The sequence below is a fragment of the Amycolatopsis sp. NBC_01286 genome (assembly GCF_035982555.1).
In the GTDB taxonomy this organism is placed as follows: Bacteria; Actinomycetota; Actinomycetes; order Mycobacteriales; family Pseudonocardiaceae; genus Amycolatopsis.
This window is the reverse complement of sequence record NZ_CP108428.1, coordinates 8,595,112-8,611,378: the sequence shown is the minus strand read 5'-3', so window position 1 is coordinate 8,611,378 and position 16,267 is coordinate 8,595,112. Positions and strand designations below refer to the sequence as shown.

The following is a 16,267-nucleotide window of genomic DNA, read 5'->3' as shown; positions in this document are numbered from 1 at the left end:
GAGTAGCCCGCACCGGCCCCGGAGCCGGGCAGGCTCCGGGGCCGGCCGCCGGGTCAGCCCGCCGTCGTCGCGTTCAGCGTCAGGTAACCCACGCCGAGCTGCGCGAACGACTCGAGCGCGAAGCCGGCGAGCTGGTCGACGGCCGTCTGGTTCTGCAGCAGCAACCGGCTCTGGTTCTTCCGGACCGCGCTGAGGCCCGGCTGCTCCCGGTACTCGATCTTCACGGTGTTGCCGCCCATCGTGGTCACGTCGACCTTGATGTCCCGGTACACCCCGGTCAGCTTCGAGGCGATCTTCGACGCGAGATCCTGGACGACCACCGCCGCGGCCAGGGCCGCGATGATGGTGAGGACCGCCTTCGGGTCGACGAACAGCGCGCTGGTCTTCGGCGTCGACCAGACACCGCCGCTGTAGAGCCGGGTCGCCGTGTTGTGGTCGGTCAGGTCGATCTCGATGGCGTTGGACCGGGCCGTGCTGAACATCGTGCTGGTGGCGATGTCCTGCTCGAACCACACCTGCACGCTCTCCACCGGCGTCAGCACGTCGTTGCCCGCGACGACCTGGTTCTCGGCGACGTAGATCGGGGTGGTCGTGCCCCGGCCGCTGATGTCGGTCGAGTACGCGCTCAGCCCCGGGTGGATCGGGCCGTAGTCGTTGACCAGCGTGATGCCGGTCGCCGGGCCGCCCGACGAGGCGTCCCCGAGCACCCCGCTCTTGTCCAGCGTCGCCTCGTCACCGAGGCCGATCGCCACCTTGTTCGTCGCGACGTGCACCGTCACGTCGCCCTTGAAGTCGTTGCTGCCGAAGAGCTCGTACAGCGGCTGCCACGCGAACGTGTTTTCGGACAGGTAGTCGGCGGCCGACTGCCACACGACGTTGTAGGAGTTGTTGACCTTCTTCGCGAAGCAGAGCTGGTACTGGCTGTTCTTGAGGGTTTCGAGGTCGGCGGCGGCGATCTGGATGTCGACGCTCTTGAGCTGTCCGTCCGGCATGGTGTGCTCCTCGTTCGTGCTGCGTGGTGTCCGGGCCGATGCGACCCTGGGACCACACCCTCCGGACGCGCCGTCGCGCGCACGTCGTCGCCGCGCACCACAGGTGATCTCCGCGCCGCCTGCGTCACCCGATGGGCTGGACGGGCGGAAACGGTGCTGTTGGGCCATTGGCGGTACCCACGCCGCCCGGTTTCCGCGCGGTCCGGCGACGCGCTGTCGTGCCACGCTCCCGACCGGGTGACCGCCGGGCCGGAAGTCAAGCCCGCGCACGACTGAGGGCCGGTGCCGCCCGCGCTGCCGTACGGAGGCGGCTGGAAGACGGCCCGGAGACACTCGCGGTGCCATGCTCGTGGACCGGTGGACGGCGCCGGGGAAGACGGCGCGGACGAGGGGACGGCGATGGGCGAAGGCGACAGATCGGACGCGGACTTGGTGCTGCTGGGCCGATTCGAGCTGCGGGCCGGCGGCGAACGCGTCGCGCTGCCCCGGGGTTCGCAGCGCCTGCTGGCCTTCCTCGCCATCCGCGACGGCGCCGCGGTCGACCGGCACGCGACGGCCGAGCAGCTGTGGCCCGAGAGCCGCCCCCAGCGCGCGGCGGCCAACCTGCGGCAGGCGTTGTGGCAGGTGCGCCGCGCCACGGACCGGCCGGTCGTGGAGACGCCGGTCGACCGGCTGCACCTGGCGGCGGCGCTACCGGTCGACTTCTGCCGCACGCTCGAAGCGGCCCACCGCGTCGTCGGCCCGACCGGGCGGCCGGAATCCGGTGCGGGACTGGTCGGTGAGCTGGCCCAGGACTTGCTGCCCGACTGGGCCGAGGACTGGCTGGTGCCCGAACGTCAGCGGTGGGAGCAGGTCCGGCTGCACGCGCTGGAGGCGATCGCCCGGCACCTCATCTCGGCCGGCGCGCACCTGGCCGCGCTGGAGGCCGCGTTCACCGCGATCACCATCGACCCGGTGCGGGAAAGCGCGCACCGCACGGTGATCGCGGCGCACCTGGCCCAGGGCAACGGCGGCTCCGCGTTGCGGCACTACCAGCACTACCGGGCGCTGCTGCACCGCGAGCTGGGTGTCCTCCCGTCACAGCACATGACGCGGCTGGTCGCCTCCCAGCCGACGTTGTGATCAGCTGCAGGCACGGCGCCGTCAGCTGTAGGCCTCGAAGCGGGCGATCTGCCCGGCGGGCCAGCCGGTGTTGCCGGTGCACGTCAAGCGCAGGTAGCGGCGGTTGGTGCGGGGGACCGTGATGGTGATGCTGTTGCCCCGCGCGGGATCGAGCACGTAGCTGGTCACCGAGGTGAGGCGGCTGTGACCCGGCGCCGCAGCTGTGCTTGCTCGAAGCGATTTGCCTCGGCCGACCGCGGTTGCGAGTCGGTCGGTGGCTGCGGCGGGAATGGTGGTGCTGTTGCGGATCCGGGCGGCCGTCAGCTGTAAGCCTCGAAACGGGCGATCTGCCCTGCGGGCCAGCCGGTGTTGCCGGTGCACGTCAAGCGCAGGTAGCGGCGGCTGGTGCGGGCGATCGTGATGGTGACGCTGTTGCCCCGCGCGGGATCGAACACGTAGCCCGTCGCGGGGGAGAGGGTGTCGAACGTGGTTCCGTCGGATGATCCGGACAAGGCCAGCGTCTGAGTCCGGGTGCTCCACGTGCTCGACGGTGGGACGGCCACCACGATCCGCGTCACTGCGGTCGACGCGCCTAGATCGACCTGAAGCCACTGGGGGAACGCGTTATTCGTGCTTTCCCAATAACTGTCGGCGTTTCCGTCGACGGCGTTGCCTGCGCCGTAGTTCTGCGTGTGGCTGCTTTCGCTCGTGGTGCGGCCGCGGGCCAGGTCGGTCGAGCCGCCCGTGGTCAGGGTCGGTGATGTCGGCCTCGTCGCCGTCAAGGGGAGCTGGCCCTTGAGCATGCGGCCGCCGTCGTTGGTGAGGCGCAGGTAGTAGTCCGACGAGCACGCCGTTCCGTCTTCGTCCAACGCGAGCAGGCCGGAGCCGGCGGGGGTCATCGACGCGTTCTCCGCGGTCTTCGCGATCTGGTTGCCTTCACCGTATTCGTCGAACATCGAGATGTAGATGCCCTGCACGCCGGCGCGCACCATGTTGTAGAACTGGCGCCACATGAAGTCGCCGTGGGCGCGCTGCCTGCCGGAGACGTCGCCGGGCAGCACGCACGGCTGGTAGTCGATGCCGTGGGCGTTGCAGTCGGCCTGGTCGGGCACGGTGAGGTTCTGGTACATCCAGTCCGAGCCCGCCGCGTCGCCGACCGCGCCGACCATCCACGGCGAGATCATGTTGAAGGAGCGGTAGACGTCGCCGAAGCCGGGCCGCGAGCCGCCGTCGCTGGTGCGCCATTCCCTTGGCACGCCGCCGATGACGTAACAACCCTGGCCCTTGAACCAGTTCACCACGTCGAGGCAGGTGTTCGCGTCCCACGGGTGGTTGCCGTCGTTGTACCCGAAACCCCAGATGCAGACGACCGGCTTGCCGTTCTGGCGGGCGTAGGCGGACGACGCCGTGTGCGCCGACATCTTCGCCGTCCAGTCGGCCTTCATCTCCGGCTGCATGTTCGCCCAGCCGGTGGCGTCGTACATGATGTAGAACTTCCGCCCGTGCGCCTCGGCGGCGCTGCGGACCTTCGCGGCCATCGCGTCGCGCGTCGGGCCTTCGCTGCTGTTGGGGTTGAAGCGCTGCAACGCGGCGGTGTCGCAGCCGTTCTGCTGCATCCACAGGAAGTGCGTGTCCACGGTCTGCTGGTCGTAGGACGAGAAGAGCGTCGCGGGCTGGCCGTTGCCGAAGTTGGCGTATGCGGTCTGGTAGGTGCGGGTGTACTCGCGCATGTCGGGCCAGGCCTTGATCACGTTGTTGCCCGTCGACGGCGTCTGTCCCCAGTTCTGGCTCCAGTGCCACCAGCCGTTGATCGGCGCGCCGTCACCGGCGCAGGCGAACCAGCCCTGGTACCCGACGGTGATCTTGCCGACGACGTCCCCCGGCGCGCTGGCGGCGGACGCGCCGGGTGCGCCGGCGAGGGAAAGCGCTCCCCAAGCCGATGCCGCCGCGGCCGAGCCGATGAACGTCCTGCGGGAGATCGCCATTGCAGATCCTCTCGGCACCGTTGCACGAGTACGTGTTCCGGGAGGCGACTGTAGGCTTCCGGTCAAGGACTGGCAATAGTCGGACCGATTTCAGAAAATTACGTACTGAAGTCTGCAAGAATTGTCGGAGACGGCGGCCGATCAGCAGTTGACGGTGCCCTTGCGCAGCGCGTGCCCGCCGTCGTCGCTGTCGTCGGACCAGTAGACGGGCTTGGTGCCGCCGGTGCACTCGCTCGCGCCGGCCAAGGCGAAGCCTTCGTTGTTGTAGTCCGGCATGCCGGTCGGTCGGTTGTAGACCGCGGTCGTCGCGAACGCTCCGGAGGAGTTCACCTTCATGGTGCGGTGCTGGCCGTGGCAGGTGTCGTCGCAGACCACCCACAGGCGCGCGGCCTGCGGCTCCCACTGCACCTCCATGACGCCGCTCATCCCGCTGGCGAAGGACGCCACGCGGGTGAACGCGCCCGAGTCCTGCAGGACGTACCCGTGGACCATGCCGGTGCCCTCGACGCCGACGAAGAACACGCCGCCGCTGTGCGCGCCGTAGTGGCCGGGATCGTAGGCCGCGCCGGTCGCGGCGTCGGCGAACCCGGCGCCGGTGAGGGAAGCGTCGGGAACCCAGGTGACACCCTCGAAGCCGAGGTTGGCGCCCACCGGCGGCAGGTCCGCGGTCAGGTTCCACTCCTTCGTCGCGGTCAGCGTGGAGCCGGTGCCGCTCACGTCGTAGCGCAGCACGGACGTGCGGCTGCTGCCGGAACCGTCGCGCTCACTGGCGACGAACGCCGCGCCACCGGTGACCGTCACGCCCTCGCTGTCCGGATTGCCGGAGCCGCCCGGGAATCGCAGTGTCTTGCCCGACGACCAGCCGTTCGCGGTGTCCGGCTTCCAGCCGCCGGAGCCGTTGGGCAGCAGGCGCCACAGCTTTCCGGAGTTCTGCGCCGCCCACAGCACACCGCCGTCCTGGAACAGGCCGCTGAGGTCCTCGCCGAAGACGTTCGACGCGTCGGCCGTCGTCACCGAGCTGCCGCCGGGCCACGCCACCGGCGCGGTGCCGGAGCCGCAGCTGTTCGCGGCGCCGAGCGTCAGCGGGGCCGCGGTGAGCGGGCCGGTCCCGTCCGGGCAGCGCGACCACGACGGGTCGGAGTGCTCGCTCCAGCTGACGCTGTCGACCAGGGTGGTGCCGTCGGCCTGGTACAGCCGCGCTTTGTCCGACGAACCGAGCCCGAAGGCGCTGTGGACGTCGAACGCGCGGAACGCGCCGGGCGCCAGGGACGTCCCGGCGGCGATCTTGTACTTCGAGCTGTCCTGGTCGTCCTTGATGATCCAGCCCGAGACGTCGACGGCGGCCGTGCCCGAGTTGTACAGCTCGACGGAGTCGTTCACGCTGCCGGTGGTCACGACCTCGTTGAGGTGGACGTCCTGGGCCGCGGCGGCGTGCGCCGGGCCGCTCGCGCAGGCCGCGGCCAGCAGCGAACCGGCGACGAGGCAGAAGACGCGCCTGCGGGCACGGGATTCGGTCACGGTGTCCGTCCTCGGGGTCGGGATCCAGAGCCGGTTCAGCGTTCCGGGGCGGGCCGAACGAACGCCCTCCGGAAGGTGGGTTTCCCCTGAACGATGGCCGAACGTCCGTGGGCGCGCCACTCGCGTTCCGGTGATCGGGACGCGAGTGGCGCCCGATGGTCAGCCGTAGAAGTGGATGTAGCGGAAGTCGTTCTTGTTCACCGTGTGCCGCAGGTAGTGGCCGGTGCCGTCCCAGTTGTAGTCCTCGACGGTCACCTGGTTGCCGTTGACGCTGTCGACGATGGCGACGTGGCCGTACTGCCCGGCGTCGGTCTGCGCGGTCGCGCCCGTGGTCGGCGTGTTGTCGACGCGGAAGCCGTGGTTGCGGGCGTTGTCGTCCCAGTACTTGGCGTCGCCGTAGTTGTTCGCGCTCTTGCCGTGCCTGGCGATGTTGTAGGCGTTCCACGAGACGCACTCGCGGTTGTACATGTTCCAGTCGTCGACCACCGAGTCCTGCGGGATGTTGCGCCACTTCGCGGGGTAGGTGTCGCCGATCGTGGCGGGTGCTGCCGGCGCGGCGGTGGTCCCGAAGAGCGAGGCCATCGACTGGGTCGTGTGGTGGACCGTGGTGGTCGCCGGCGCCGCGACCGCGGCCGGGGCACCGGCGAGCGCGACGCTCGCGGCGGCGACGACCGCGAACAGGGTGTGCTTGACGGACATGGGAATTCCCTTCACCGGGGGAGTTGGGGAGACCGCAAAGAAAGGAGCTGGCCAGAACGGTAAAGGCGGCAACGGGAAGCGGACAGGCTAAGTGAACAACTGACGTGTCACCGTCTTGGCGCGTCACACAACCCCAGGTCAACGGCCCCGTGGCGGAAGCTGTAAACAGATTTGGCTACCACTCCCAGTTGACGCCGAGGATGCCCGGGTGCACGTCACGAGTGGCGAAAGTGACCGCGTGGCCCGAATCCACGGGTAACGGACGGCCTTGCGTGCGCGGCCCGCCCAGCTGCCGTTGTTCGAATTCCCGCGCGAGGCGGGGGATGCGGGAAGCGAATTGCACTTGGCAGACGTAGAGCTGCGCGGGCCGGGTGAACCGGTGGTGGTAGTGGTCGGTCTCGTGTCCCCGGCCGAAGCTCAGCGTGTAGGTCACCGCGGCGACGTCGCCGGCGGCCAGGGTCCGGTCGAGCAGGAGCTCACCCGCGGTCAGGCCGGTGACCCGGTCGGTGAGCACCCGGCCCAGGGTGCAGGACTGCAGGTCCTCGTAGGTGGGATCGTCCTGCTCGGGCCCGTCGGCCTGGAAGAACGTCATGATCCGGTCGACGCCGTCCATCGCGGCCTCGGCGACCATGCGCACCCGCAGGTGCCGCTCACGGCTGTGGTCGTCGACGAACAGCGTGTCGTGGAGGGACCAGAACCGCACGTGGCCGTCCGGCGGCGGCTTCAGCTCCGCGGAGAGCGGGTGCAGCGCGGGCCACAGCCGGTGCCGGGCCAGCCGCTCGGGCGGCCCGCCCAGCCAGCGGCCGCGGGGCGCTTTCGGGCCCAGCAACGACTTGAGCGTGCCGGGGCGCACGTTGAGGACGTCTTCCAGGTGCGTGACGGCGTCCAAAGAGGTCTCGCGTTCCGGCCGGGAGCGACCCGTGCGCCAGTACGAGAGCGACGCCCGGGACAGCGTCACGCCGCGGGCGGCCAGGTGGCGCTGCAGCCGCTCCAGCGACAGGCCGGACTCGGCGATCGCGGCGTCCAGCGCGAGCGAGAACGCCGTGTGCGGGGACTCGAACTCCACGGACACGGGCGGTGCCTCAGTTCCAGTCCCACTGCAGGCCGAGCAGCCCCGGGCCGGCGTCGGGGACGGCCAGGTGCGCCGTCCCGGACCCGCCGATCCACAACGGTTTCCCCGGCTGCCGAGGACTGTTGAGGGTCGGCTGCCGGTACGGGACGCAGTGCGGCGGCACCTCGCCGGTGAACTCGACCTGCAGCAGGTACTGCCGCACGGGCCGGGTGAAGCGCCGGTGGAACGACGTCAGCACCGAACCGCCCGGGTAGCGCCAGGTGTACTCGACGACCGTGCGGTCGCCCGCCGAAAGCCGTTGCTCCAGCAGGAGTTCGCACACCGTCGCGGTGCTCGCCTCCTGCGGCCGGGTCCGGCCCTGCCGGCAGTACCGCAGCTCACCCAGGACCGGCCGCGACGACTCCTCGGCCCATTCGTAGACGACGCACCGGTCCGTCCGGTCGGTCGTCGCCTCGAGCACCAGCCGCGTCCGGACCTCGCGCAGGCGGCGGCGCTGGTCCACGAGCACGTGCTCGTGGACGTCCAGGTACCGCACCTGGCCTTCCGGCGGCGCGTCGATGGCGGCGAGCGCCGGCCCGCAGGACGGCCACAGCCGCCGGCGGTCGACCGCGCCCGGTTCGGTTTCGGCGCCGCGGCCCCGGGGACGCGGTGGGCCGAGCAGCACCACCAGCGACTCGCCGGGGAGCCCGATCAGGTCTTCCAGCGCCCGCACCGCGCGCAGCGACTCCTCGCGTTCCGGCCGGCTGCGGCCCCGCCGCCAGTAGCTCAGCGCGGCGCGGCTGACCCGCACACCCCGGGCGGCCAGCCGCCGTTGCACCTGCTCCAGGCTCAGCCCGCGGACGGCCAGCGCGTGGTCGAGCACCTGAGCGAAGGTGCCGTGCCGCAGCAGCCGGCGCAGCTCGCGGTCCACCGGCACGGCCCGCGTTCCCACCGCATTCCCGGCCATCGGACCTCCACAGCTCGCCACTCCGAGGGGTTCGCGGACCGTAGGCGGGTGATCGCGATCGGTGGTAGGGCCGAAGGGTGGAATCCGGGGCATAAGCGGCAATCCGCCCGGGGTGCGGCCGCACTGAACGCGTCCGGACCTCTGTGGACAACTGGCTACGGCACATGCCGCCGACCTGCGGCGGAGCCCGGCGCGAACCGGTTCACTGTGAACGGAACTGAACGTTCACGCAGGGATTCTCCGGGTGACGGCCCGTGATTAGCGTTCGGCCGGTCTCCGGCGTCGACTGCATCCGGTGTGCCGCAGGAAACGTCGCCACTCCACTCCCGGAGGAAACAGATGTCCCCCTTCCCCAGCGCCAGGAGAGCGGCCGCCGCGGCGACCACCTTCCTCACCGCTGCGGCGCTGCTGGCCGTCGGACCGCCAGTAGCGCACGCCCAGAACACCCGGGTCCCCTTGCCGGACAGCATCGCGGCGCCGGCGGGCGCGCACCGGGACGCCGCCGTCGCGGGAGACCGCGGCGTCGGGATCGCGGTGGCGCTGCGCCCGCACGACGAAGCCGGCCTGAACCGGTTCGTCGCCGCTGCCAGCGACCCGCGCTCACCCGGCTACCGGCACTACCTCACCAGTGAGCAGTACAACGCGCGCTTCGCCCCGACCGCGTCCGACGTCGCGCAGGTGACGTACTTCCTGCGCGCCCAAGGCTTCCGGGTGACGTCGGTGGCGGGCAACCGCCAGGTCGTCGACGCCACCGGCACGGCCGACGCGGTGAAGGCGGCGTTCGGCACGTCGCTCGGCGACTACACCGGCGCGGACGGCGCGCACTTCTACGCCAACGACGCGGCGCCGTCGATCCCGGCCGCGCTCGGCGGGGTCGTGCGCAGTGTGCTCGGCCTGTCCGACCGCCCGGTCGCGCACCGCGCGAGCGGCCCGGCGATCAAGCAGGGGCCGGCCGGGCCCGGCGGTCCCGCGGGCGGCTACACCCCCGCGCAGTTCCGCACCGCCTACAGCATGACCAAGCTGTCCGGGTCCTACACCGGCGCGGGCCAGAACGTCGGGCTCATCGAGTTCGACGCGTTCAAGCAGGCCGACATCGACGCCTGGACCAAGAACTTCGGCCAGCCGTCGGTGACCCCGAAGGTCGTGCCGGTCAACGGCGGGGTGTCCCAGCCGGGCAGTGACCAGCTCGAAGTCACCCTCGACGTCGAAGCGGTGGCGGCGACGGCTCCGGGCGCGGCCCAGACCGTCTACGAAGCCCCCAACAGCGACGCCGCGTGGGTCGACGAGATGGCCAAGATCGCGAGCGACAACAGCATCACCATCCTGTCCGGCTCCTGGCTCAACGGCGAGAAGTGCGAGTCGTCGCCGATCAAGGCGTCGCACGACTCCTACACGCAGATGGCCGCGCAGGGCATCACGATGCTGTCCGCGTCCGGCGACTGGGGCGCCACCGGCTGCGGCTACCAGGGCGACAACAGCACCGTGCAGGCCGACTTCCCGGCGAGCGACCCGCTGTTCACCGGTGTCGGCGGCACGCAGCTGCGGACCAGCGACAGCGCGGGGACGTACCAGGCGGAGTCGTGCTGGAACCAGGGCGGCAGCGGCAACACCCGCTCGGGCGGCGGCTACTCGCAGATCTACGCGAAGCCGTCCTGGCAGCCGGGCAGCAGCCAGTTCCGTTCGGTGCCCGACGTCGCGCTCGACGCCGACTACGGGGCCGGCGCGCTGTCGGTGTACATGAACGGCGGCTGGCAGGACGTCGGCGGCACCAGCCTCTCGTCCCCGCTGTGGGCCGGGTACGTCGCCATGGTCAACCAGAAGGCCAAGGGCCAGGGCAAGAGCACGGTCGGCGCGATGAACCCGGCGATCTACGCGGTCGCGGGCTCGGCGCAGTACGCGTCGACCTTCCACGACGTCACCAGCGGCGGCAACGGCACCTACAACGCGGGCACCGGCTACGACCTGTGCACCGGCTGGGGTTCGCCGCAGGGCGACAACCTGGCCGACCCGCTGATCAACGGCACCGCGCCCGCCCCGGCGAACGACTTCTCCGTGGCCGCGTCACCGGCGTCGGTGAGCGTGGACCCGGGCCAGCCGGTCACGACGTCCGTCACCACGAGCGTCACGAAGGGGAGTGCCCAGGACATCGCGCTGTCGGCGGACGGGCTGCCCGCCGGCGTGACGGCGTCCTTCGCCCCGGCGACGGTCACCGCGGGCAAGTCCTCGACGCTGACCTTCACCGCGGCGGCCTCGGCGGCGCCGGGCACCACGTCGGTCACCGTGACCGGCAAGGGCACCGACGTCACCCACACCGCCACGGTTTCCTTGACGGTCAACGGTTCCGGCACGGGCGACTTCTCCGTGGCACTGTCGCCTTCCTCGGCGACGGTCAAGGCCGGCCAGCCGGCGAAGACGACGGTCAGTGCCACCGCCACCGCGGCGGCGCACCCGAGTGTCGTCGGCGGTGACACGGCCACAGTGGACCAGTACCCGTTCATGATCTCCATGCGCCGGGAGGGAAGTGTGTTCCCGGGCAAGCAGTCGTGCAGCATGGCGCTGGTCGGCCCGCACACGGTCGTCGGCGCGGCGCACTGCCTGCTGGAGAACTCCGGCACCAAGTGGTTCGTCTACGGCGCCACCAACCTCAACGACACCGGGTTCCGGGCCGACATCAAGGCGTCCTGGACCGATCCCGACTACACCGGCTGGCAGACCGGGCACGACGTCGCCGTCATCACCCTCGACAAGGACGTCCCGGTCCCGGCCGGCATCCAGTACCCGACCATCGCGACCGACGACTCGGTGAACGCGCCGGGCACGATGGGCCGCGGCATCGGCTGGGGCAAGACCGGGCAGAACACCTACTCGGACGTCCTGCGCACGGCCGAGTTCCCGGTCGCGAAGGACTCGGACTGCGCCCAGCACGTCGACACCACGCAGTACCGGTCCGACGGCTCGATGCTCTGCACCGGCTACGCCGACGGCCACAAGGGCGTCTGCGTGGGCGACAGCGGCAGCCCGTTCCTCGAAGGGAACCGGATCGTCGGGTTCTTCTCGTGGATGTCCAACGCCTGCAAAACCTACGGCGTCTACGCCCGGGTGACGACGTACGCGGCCGAGATCAAGGCGCACCTGGACGGGACGACGGCACCGGGCGGGATCGCGCTGAGCGCGTCCGGGCTGCCGACCGGGGCGGCCGCGGCGTTCGACCCGTCCTCGATCGACGCGGGCGGCTCGTCGGCCCTGACGATCACGACGAGCGCGTCCACCCCGGCCGGGACCTACCCGATCACCGTCACCGGGAGGAACGCGCAGAAGACGCACACGGCCACCTTCACCCTGACCGTCCAGACCGGTAGTTCCGGGCCGGTCAAGGTAGCCGATCCCGGCTACCAGTTCGTCCACGGCCAGGCGGTGAACCTGCAGCTCAGGGCCACCGGCGGCACGGGCAGCTACACGTGGTCGGCGACCGGCCTGCCGCCCGGGCTCGCGCTCGACGCGCGGACCGGGCTGATCACCGGCACCGTGACCAGGACGGGCAACTACACCTCGCCCGTCACCGCGACCGACAGCGCCGGCGCGGCCGGCAGGGTCTCGGTCAGCTGGCTCGTCTACTGAGGAACCGGGGGCCGTCGCCGATGGCGGCGGCCCCCGTCAGACGGCGCGGGCGAGGTAGGTGACCGACGGGTGCTCGACGCCGAGGTCGTGGAAACCGAGCCGGTCGTAGAACACCCGGGCCTGCCGGTTGGCCGTGGGCATCACCAGGTGCACACCCGGCACCGCGCGCTCGGCCAGCGCGGCCAGGTACGCGGTCATCAGCGCGCGGCCGTGCCCGCCGCGCTGGTGGTCCGGCAGGATGTCGATGTGCAGGTGCGCCGGGTAATCGGCCACTTCCGGGCGCACCATGTCCTCCGGCGCGTGCAGCACGCCGAGCATCTCCTCGGTCGGCGTGGCGGGCGGACCGGACGGCTTCGGGTAGCGGCCGGTGACGCCCGGCAGGTAGTCGCGCCGGTGCCGCCCCGCGAAGGCCGGGGTGTCCGCGGTGCCGACGAGGTACCCCACGGCCGTGCCGTCGCCGCGGTCCAGGACGAAGGCCAGGTCGGGCTCCAAGTCCAGGTAGGGCGCCAGGAAGATGGTCGGCAGGAGGTCCTGGTCGGGGTAGACCTCCCGCGCGTCACCGCCGTCGTGCCCGGTCCGGACGCACACGTCGAACAGCGCGGCCCGGTCGTCCGGGTGGTAGGTCCTGATGCGGGGTCCGGCCATGGAACCGATCATGGCACGGACGGCTACCAGTCGATGCCGGCCGCCAGGAAGGGCACGTCTTCGGGGCCTGTTTGCGGGCCCGCAGGACGCGCTCGGCGGGGGCGCCGACCGGCACGCGCAGCGGCGGGTCGGGCTTCTCGATCGTGTCGGCCACCGCGACGGCGACGTCCGCCGCCGTGATCGTCTCGCCGCGCAACGTGCCGAGCTGCCGGTACAGCGGGGCGTACGGGTCGTCCTCGTCGACGAACACCTTGGCGCGCTCGGCGCCACCGGTCGTCACGGCGCCGGGCTGCGCGATGCTCACCTTGACGCCGAAGTGACCCGCCTCGATGGCGAGCGTCTCGGCCAGCGCTTCCAGGGCCCACTTGCCGGCGCCGTACGGGCCGATCAGCGGCAGCACCACCCGGCCCTGATGCTCGAGACGAAGACGAGGTGCCCGGCGCCCCGGGCCCGCATCGCCGGGAGCACGCCCTGGGCGACCCGCAGCGCGCCGACGGTGTTGAGCTGGAAGAGCCGTTCGAACTCCGCGAGCGGGACGGTCTCCAGCGGCGCGCGCACGGTGGCGCCGGCGTTGCTGACCAGGACGTCGATCTCGCCGGCGTCCCGGAGGGCCTGATCGACGCTGTCCTGGTCGGTGACGTCGAGGCGCAGCCGCTGCGCGACCGGCAGCTCGGCCAGCGTCTCCGGCCGGCGCGCGGTGGCGATCACCCGGTGCCCGCGGCCCGCGAGTTCGAGGGCGATGGCCCGGCCGATGCCTTGGGAGGCGCCGGTGATGAGTACGGACGACATGGTGGTCTCCTCAGGGAGCGGGGACGAAGTTGGGCCCGCTGGTGTCGAAGGCGGCTTTGTTCTCGAGCACGAACTGCCCGACGGACTGCGGCGCGCGGCCGCCGATCTTCTCGACGTGGTCGTTCGTGCCCGCGAACACGCCGTCGCGGTAGTCGATCGCGACGTTGCTCAGGTGCTGGACGAGGTGCGCGGGAAAGCCGCGGTGCGTCATGGATGCCGCGAACTCCTCGACGCCGATCGGCTCGTAGTGCACCGGAATCCCGAGCGTCGCGGCGATGGCCGCGGCGATCTCGTGGTGGTCCAGCTCGACGGGCCCGTGCAGCGGATAGACGGCGCCGTCGTGGGGTTCGGGGTCGGCGAGCACCGCGGCGATCACGCGCCCCTGGTCGGCCGCCGCGATGGGCGCGTGCCGCCCTTCGCCGAACGGGAGCCGGAGGTGGCCTTCGCCGTCGCGCAGCTCCCACCACGTCGAGAGCCACTCGGCGAAGAACGTCGGCCGCAGGTGCGTCGTGAGCAGGCCGGTCCGGTCCAGCAGGCGCTCGGCGAGCCAGTGCTGCCGCGCCGCGTGGCTCTTCGCCTCGCGGCGCGCGGAGATCTGGGACATGCCGACGACGGACCGGACGCCGGTTTCCGTGGCCGCCTGGGCGAAGTTGACCGTCGCGTCGAGCAGGCCTTCGCGGATGGGGTAGACGAAGTAGGCACCGCTGACGCCGTCGAGCGCCGCGGTCACGCTGTCGAGGTCCAGCAGATCACCGTGGACCACTTCGGCACCGGCCGCGGCGAGCGCACGGGACCGGTGGTCGTCCCGGCGGACCATCGCCCGGACGCGGTGACCGCGCCGCAGCAGGAGATCGGCCGTCACGCTCCCGGTCTTGCCGGTGGCGCCGGTGATCAGGAACAGCCTGTCGTCGTGGGTCATGTCAGGTCCTTTCGTGCGGCGGTGCGCCGGTTCGGTCGACGGCGGTCACCGTCCACTTGCGACAGTCTCAGCAGGCCGGTGCTCACCGGGCGGCGGCGTTCTCGCCGACGAGGGTGCCGCGCATCAGCCACGTCGGGCCTTCGGCGTACGCGCTCGCCTCGGCGAAGAACGCGCCGAAGTACGGACCGGCGGCGTGGGTTTCGAACGCGGCGATGTCGGCGTAGACCTCGTTGAGGTAGAAGACGGCCGGGTTCTCGGCGTCGGCGATGACCTCGAACCGGTGGGAGCCGGGTTCGTGGGCGAGGGAGTCGCGGGCGGTCTTGGCGGCCGCCCGGACGAAGTCGTCGCGGTGCTCCGGCCGGACGGTGAAGGAGACGAGGAACTGGTACACGGGACGACCTCTTCCGGTAGTTCATTCACTGAACTAGCTCACCGTAGCACGAGACCAGTTCACTGAGCGAACTGCCGGTGTACGCTCGAGGCATGGCTCTTCCCAGCACCTACGCGGACCGCAACTGCTCCCTGGCGCGGGCCCTGGAAGTCGTCGGGGAGCGGTGGACGTTGCTGATCGTCCGCGACGCGTTCTTCGGGGTCCGGCGCTTCGGCGACTTCGCCACCCGGCTCGGGATTCCGCGTGCCGTCCTGACCAGCCGGCTGAAGGCGCTCGTGCAGGAAGGTGTGCTCACCCGCGACGAAGCCGCGGGCGGGGTCGTCGAATACCGGCTCACCGCCAAGGGCGTCGAGCTGTGGCCGATCGTGCGCGCCCTGATGGGGTGGGGCGACACGCACTACTCGCCGGCCGGGGCGAAGCGCACGGTCCGGCACGACGCCGACGGCGGCCTGCTCGACCAGGACGGCCGCTGCGCGGACTGCGGCGTGATCGTCCCGGTGCCGGACATCCGCGTCGAACCCGGCCCCGGTTACGAGCCGTCGGGCGTGGTCCTCGATCCGCTGTCCGCCGCGATCAACACGCCGCACCGGCTGCTCGAACCGGTCACGGCGTTCTGACGGCGCGCCGCCAGGCCGAGGGGCTGACGCCGCGGACGCGTTTGAACGCGACGCTGAAGGCGAAGGCGTCCTCGTACCCGACCTCCCGGGCGACGGCGGCGACCGTGACGTCGCTGTCGCGGATCAGGTCCGCCGCGACGGTCATCCGCCAGCCGGTGAGGTACGTGAGCGGCGGTTCGCCGACCAGTGCCGTGAAGCGCGCGGCGAACGCGGCGCGCGATAAGCCGGTCTCGGCGGCGAGCGCGGCGACCGTCCAGCGGCGGGCCGGGTCCTCGTGCAGCAGCCGCAGCGCGTCGCCGACGGCGGGCTCGGCCAGCGCCCGGTACCAGGCGGCCGGCGCGGCACCCAGCCGGGCGCACCACGCCCGCAACGCCAGCACGAGCACCAGGTCCAGCAACCGGGCCAGGACGGCGTCCTGGCCCGGCTCGTCGCGGCCGGCCTCGGCGGCGAGCAGCGCCAGCGCGCCGCCGGTGCGCGGTCCGGCGGGCACGATCGCCAGTGGTGGCACCATGTCCAGCAGGCGCCCGCCCGCGTCGCCGCGGAGTTCGTAGCCGCCGCGGAGCATGGTCGTGGCGCCGGGCAGGCCGTCGCCGTACGTGCGGGGCGCCCGGGGCCGCTGGTCCGCGGCCTCGCCGCCGTCGGGAAAGTGCTTCTTCCCTTGCCGGATCACGAATCGGGCCGGCGTCGCCGGGTCGTCGGCGATCGTGTGCGGGCCGGGTCCCTTGACGAGCGCGATGTCGCCGGCGGCCAGCCGCACGGGGGCGGCGTCGTCGAGCCGGATCGACGCGGGGCCGCCGAGGGTGGTCAGGATGGTGAGCGGCGGCGGGTCGGCGTAGGTCACCGCCCACGGCGGCCGCTGGATCAGCTGCCGGACGAGCGCGTGGCTCGCGCGGGCCCGGTCCAGCAGATCACTCAGGACGTCCACGCGACTCACGGTAGACGATCACAAAGGTATCCACGACGTTCTCCCATGGA

Annotated in this window: 14 protein-coding genes and 1 pseudogene; 3 read left to right on the top strand and 12 right to left on the bottom strand. The window is 71.5% G+C overall.

Annotated elements, in window-relative coordinates; translation table 11 throughout:
• Positions 1–53: 53 nt before the first annotated feature.
• Positions 54–992 (bottom strand): hypothetical protein, encoded by a 939-nt coding sequence (locus tag OG570_RS39330; protein ID WP_326948940.1) that lies wholly within the window; start codon positions 990–992, stop codon positions 54–56.
• Between the two features lie 357 nt (positions 993–1,349).
• Between OG570_RS39330 and OG570_RS39325 the strand changes: the two genes are divergently transcribed.
• Positions 1,350–2,114 carry an AfsR/SARP family transcriptional regulator gene (locus OG570_RS39325; protein WP_326953875.1) on the top strand — a complete coding sequence of 255 codons (765 nt, stop codon included), beginning with the start codon at positions 1,350–1,352 and terminating at the stop codon, positions 2,112–2,114.
• Positions 2,115–2,135: 21 nt separating this feature from the next.
• Here the strand turns inward: OG570_RS39325 and OG570_RS39320 are convergent, their stop codons facing one another.
• From OG570_RS39320 to OG570_RS39295, 6 genes are all read right to left on the bottom strand, one after another.
• The gene (locus OG570_RS39320) at positions 2,136–2,282 is read right to left on the bottom strand and encodes a hypothetical protein (RefSeq protein ID WP_326953874.1); all 147 of its coding nucleotides are present in this window, start codon (positions 2,280–2,282) and stop codon (positions 2,136–2,138) included.
• A gap of 131 nt (positions 2,283–2,413) precedes the next feature.
• Entirely contained in the window at positions 2,414–4,078 is a 1,665-nt protein-coding gene (locus tag OG570_RS39315) for a discoidin domain-containing protein (RefSeq protein WP_326953873.1), read from the bottom strand.
• Positions 4,079–4,219: 141 nt separating this feature from the next.
• Positions 4,220–5,596: a lamin tail domain-containing protein gene (locus tag OG570_RS39310; protein WP_326953872.1), complete on the bottom strand. Its 1,377-nt coding sequence runs from the start codon at positions 5,594–5,596 to the stop codon at positions 4,220–4,222.
• 159 nt (positions 5,597–5,755) lie between these two features.
• Positions 5,756–6,295 carry a CHAP domain-containing protein gene (locus OG570_RS39305; RefSeq protein WP_326953871.1) on the bottom strand — a complete coding sequence of 180 codons (540 nt, stop codon included), beginning with the start codon at positions 6,293–6,295 and terminating at the stop codon, positions 5,756–5,758.
• 175 nt (positions 6,296–6,470) lie between these two features.
• A complete protein-coding gene (locus OG570_RS39300) occupies positions 6,471–7,367 on the bottom strand; it encodes an XRE family transcriptional regulator (protein WP_326953870.1) in 897 nt (298 codons plus the stop codon).
• A 10-nt stretch (positions 7,368–7,377) separates the two neighbouring features.
• On the bottom strand, positions 7,378–8,313 hold the full coding sequence (locus tag OG570_RS39295; RefSeq protein WP_247051139.1) for an XRE family transcriptional regulator: 936 nt from the start codon (positions 8,311–8,313) through the stop codon (positions 7,378–7,380).
• Between the two features lie 339 nt (positions 8,314–8,652).
• Between OG570_RS39295 and OG570_RS39290 the strand changes: the two genes are divergently transcribed.
• On the top strand, positions 8,653–11,931 hold the full coding sequence (locus OG570_RS39290) for a trypsin-like serine protease (RefSeq protein ID WP_326953869.1): 3,279 nt from the start codon (positions 8,653–8,655) through the stop codon (positions 11,929–11,931).
• A gap of 36 nt (positions 11,932–11,967) precedes the next feature.
• Here OG570_RS39290 and OG570_RS39285 read toward each other — a convergent pair whose 3' ends face one another.
• The 4 genes and pseudogenes from OG570_RS39285 to OG570_RS39270 all read right to left on the bottom strand — a co-directional run bounded on the left by OG570_RS39285 (position 11,968) and on the right by OG570_RS39270 (position 14,675).
• On the bottom strand, positions 11,968–12,576 hold the full coding sequence (locus OG570_RS39285; protein WP_326953868.1) for a GNAT family N-acetyltransferase: 609 nt from the start codon (positions 12,574–12,576) through the stop codon (positions 11,968–11,970).
• A pseudogene (locus OG570_RS39280) lies at positions 12,488–13,365 on the bottom strand (SDR family oxidoreductase). Before OG570_RS39280 ends, OG570_RS39285 begins: the two are co-directional and overlap by 89 nt.
• Positions 13,366–13,375: 10 nt before the next feature.
• The gene (locus tag OG570_RS39275; RefSeq protein WP_326953867.1) at positions 13,376–14,284 is read right to left on the bottom strand and encodes an NmrA family NAD(P)-binding protein; all 909 of its coding nucleotides are present in this window, start codon (positions 14,282–14,284) and stop codon (positions 13,376–13,378) included.
• Between the two features lie 82 nt (positions 14,285–14,366).
• Positions 14,367–14,675, bottom strand: coding sequence for a putative quinol monooxygenase (locus OG570_RS39270; RefSeq protein WP_326953866.1), 309 nt, complete (start codon positions 14,673–14,675; stop codon positions 14,367–14,369).
• Positions 14,676–14,767: 92 nt separating this feature from the next.
• Here OG570_RS39270 and OG570_RS39265 point away from each other — a divergent pair, with 92 nt between their 5' ends.
• A complete protein-coding gene (locus OG570_RS39265; protein ID WP_326953865.1) occupies positions 14,768–15,292 on the top strand; it encodes a winged helix-turn-helix transcriptional regulator in 525 nt (174 codons plus the stop codon).
• Here OG570_RS39265 and OG570_RS39260 read toward each other — a convergent pair.
• The gene (locus OG570_RS39260; protein ID WP_326953864.1) at positions 15,279–16,217 is read right to left on the bottom strand and encodes an AraC family transcriptional regulator; all 939 of its coding nucleotides are present in this window, start codon (positions 16,215–16,217) and stop codon (positions 15,279–15,281) included. The two genes, OG570_RS39265 and OG570_RS39260, sit on opposite strands and share 14 nt — an antisense overlap.
• Positions 16,218–16,267 lie beyond the last annotated feature (50 nt).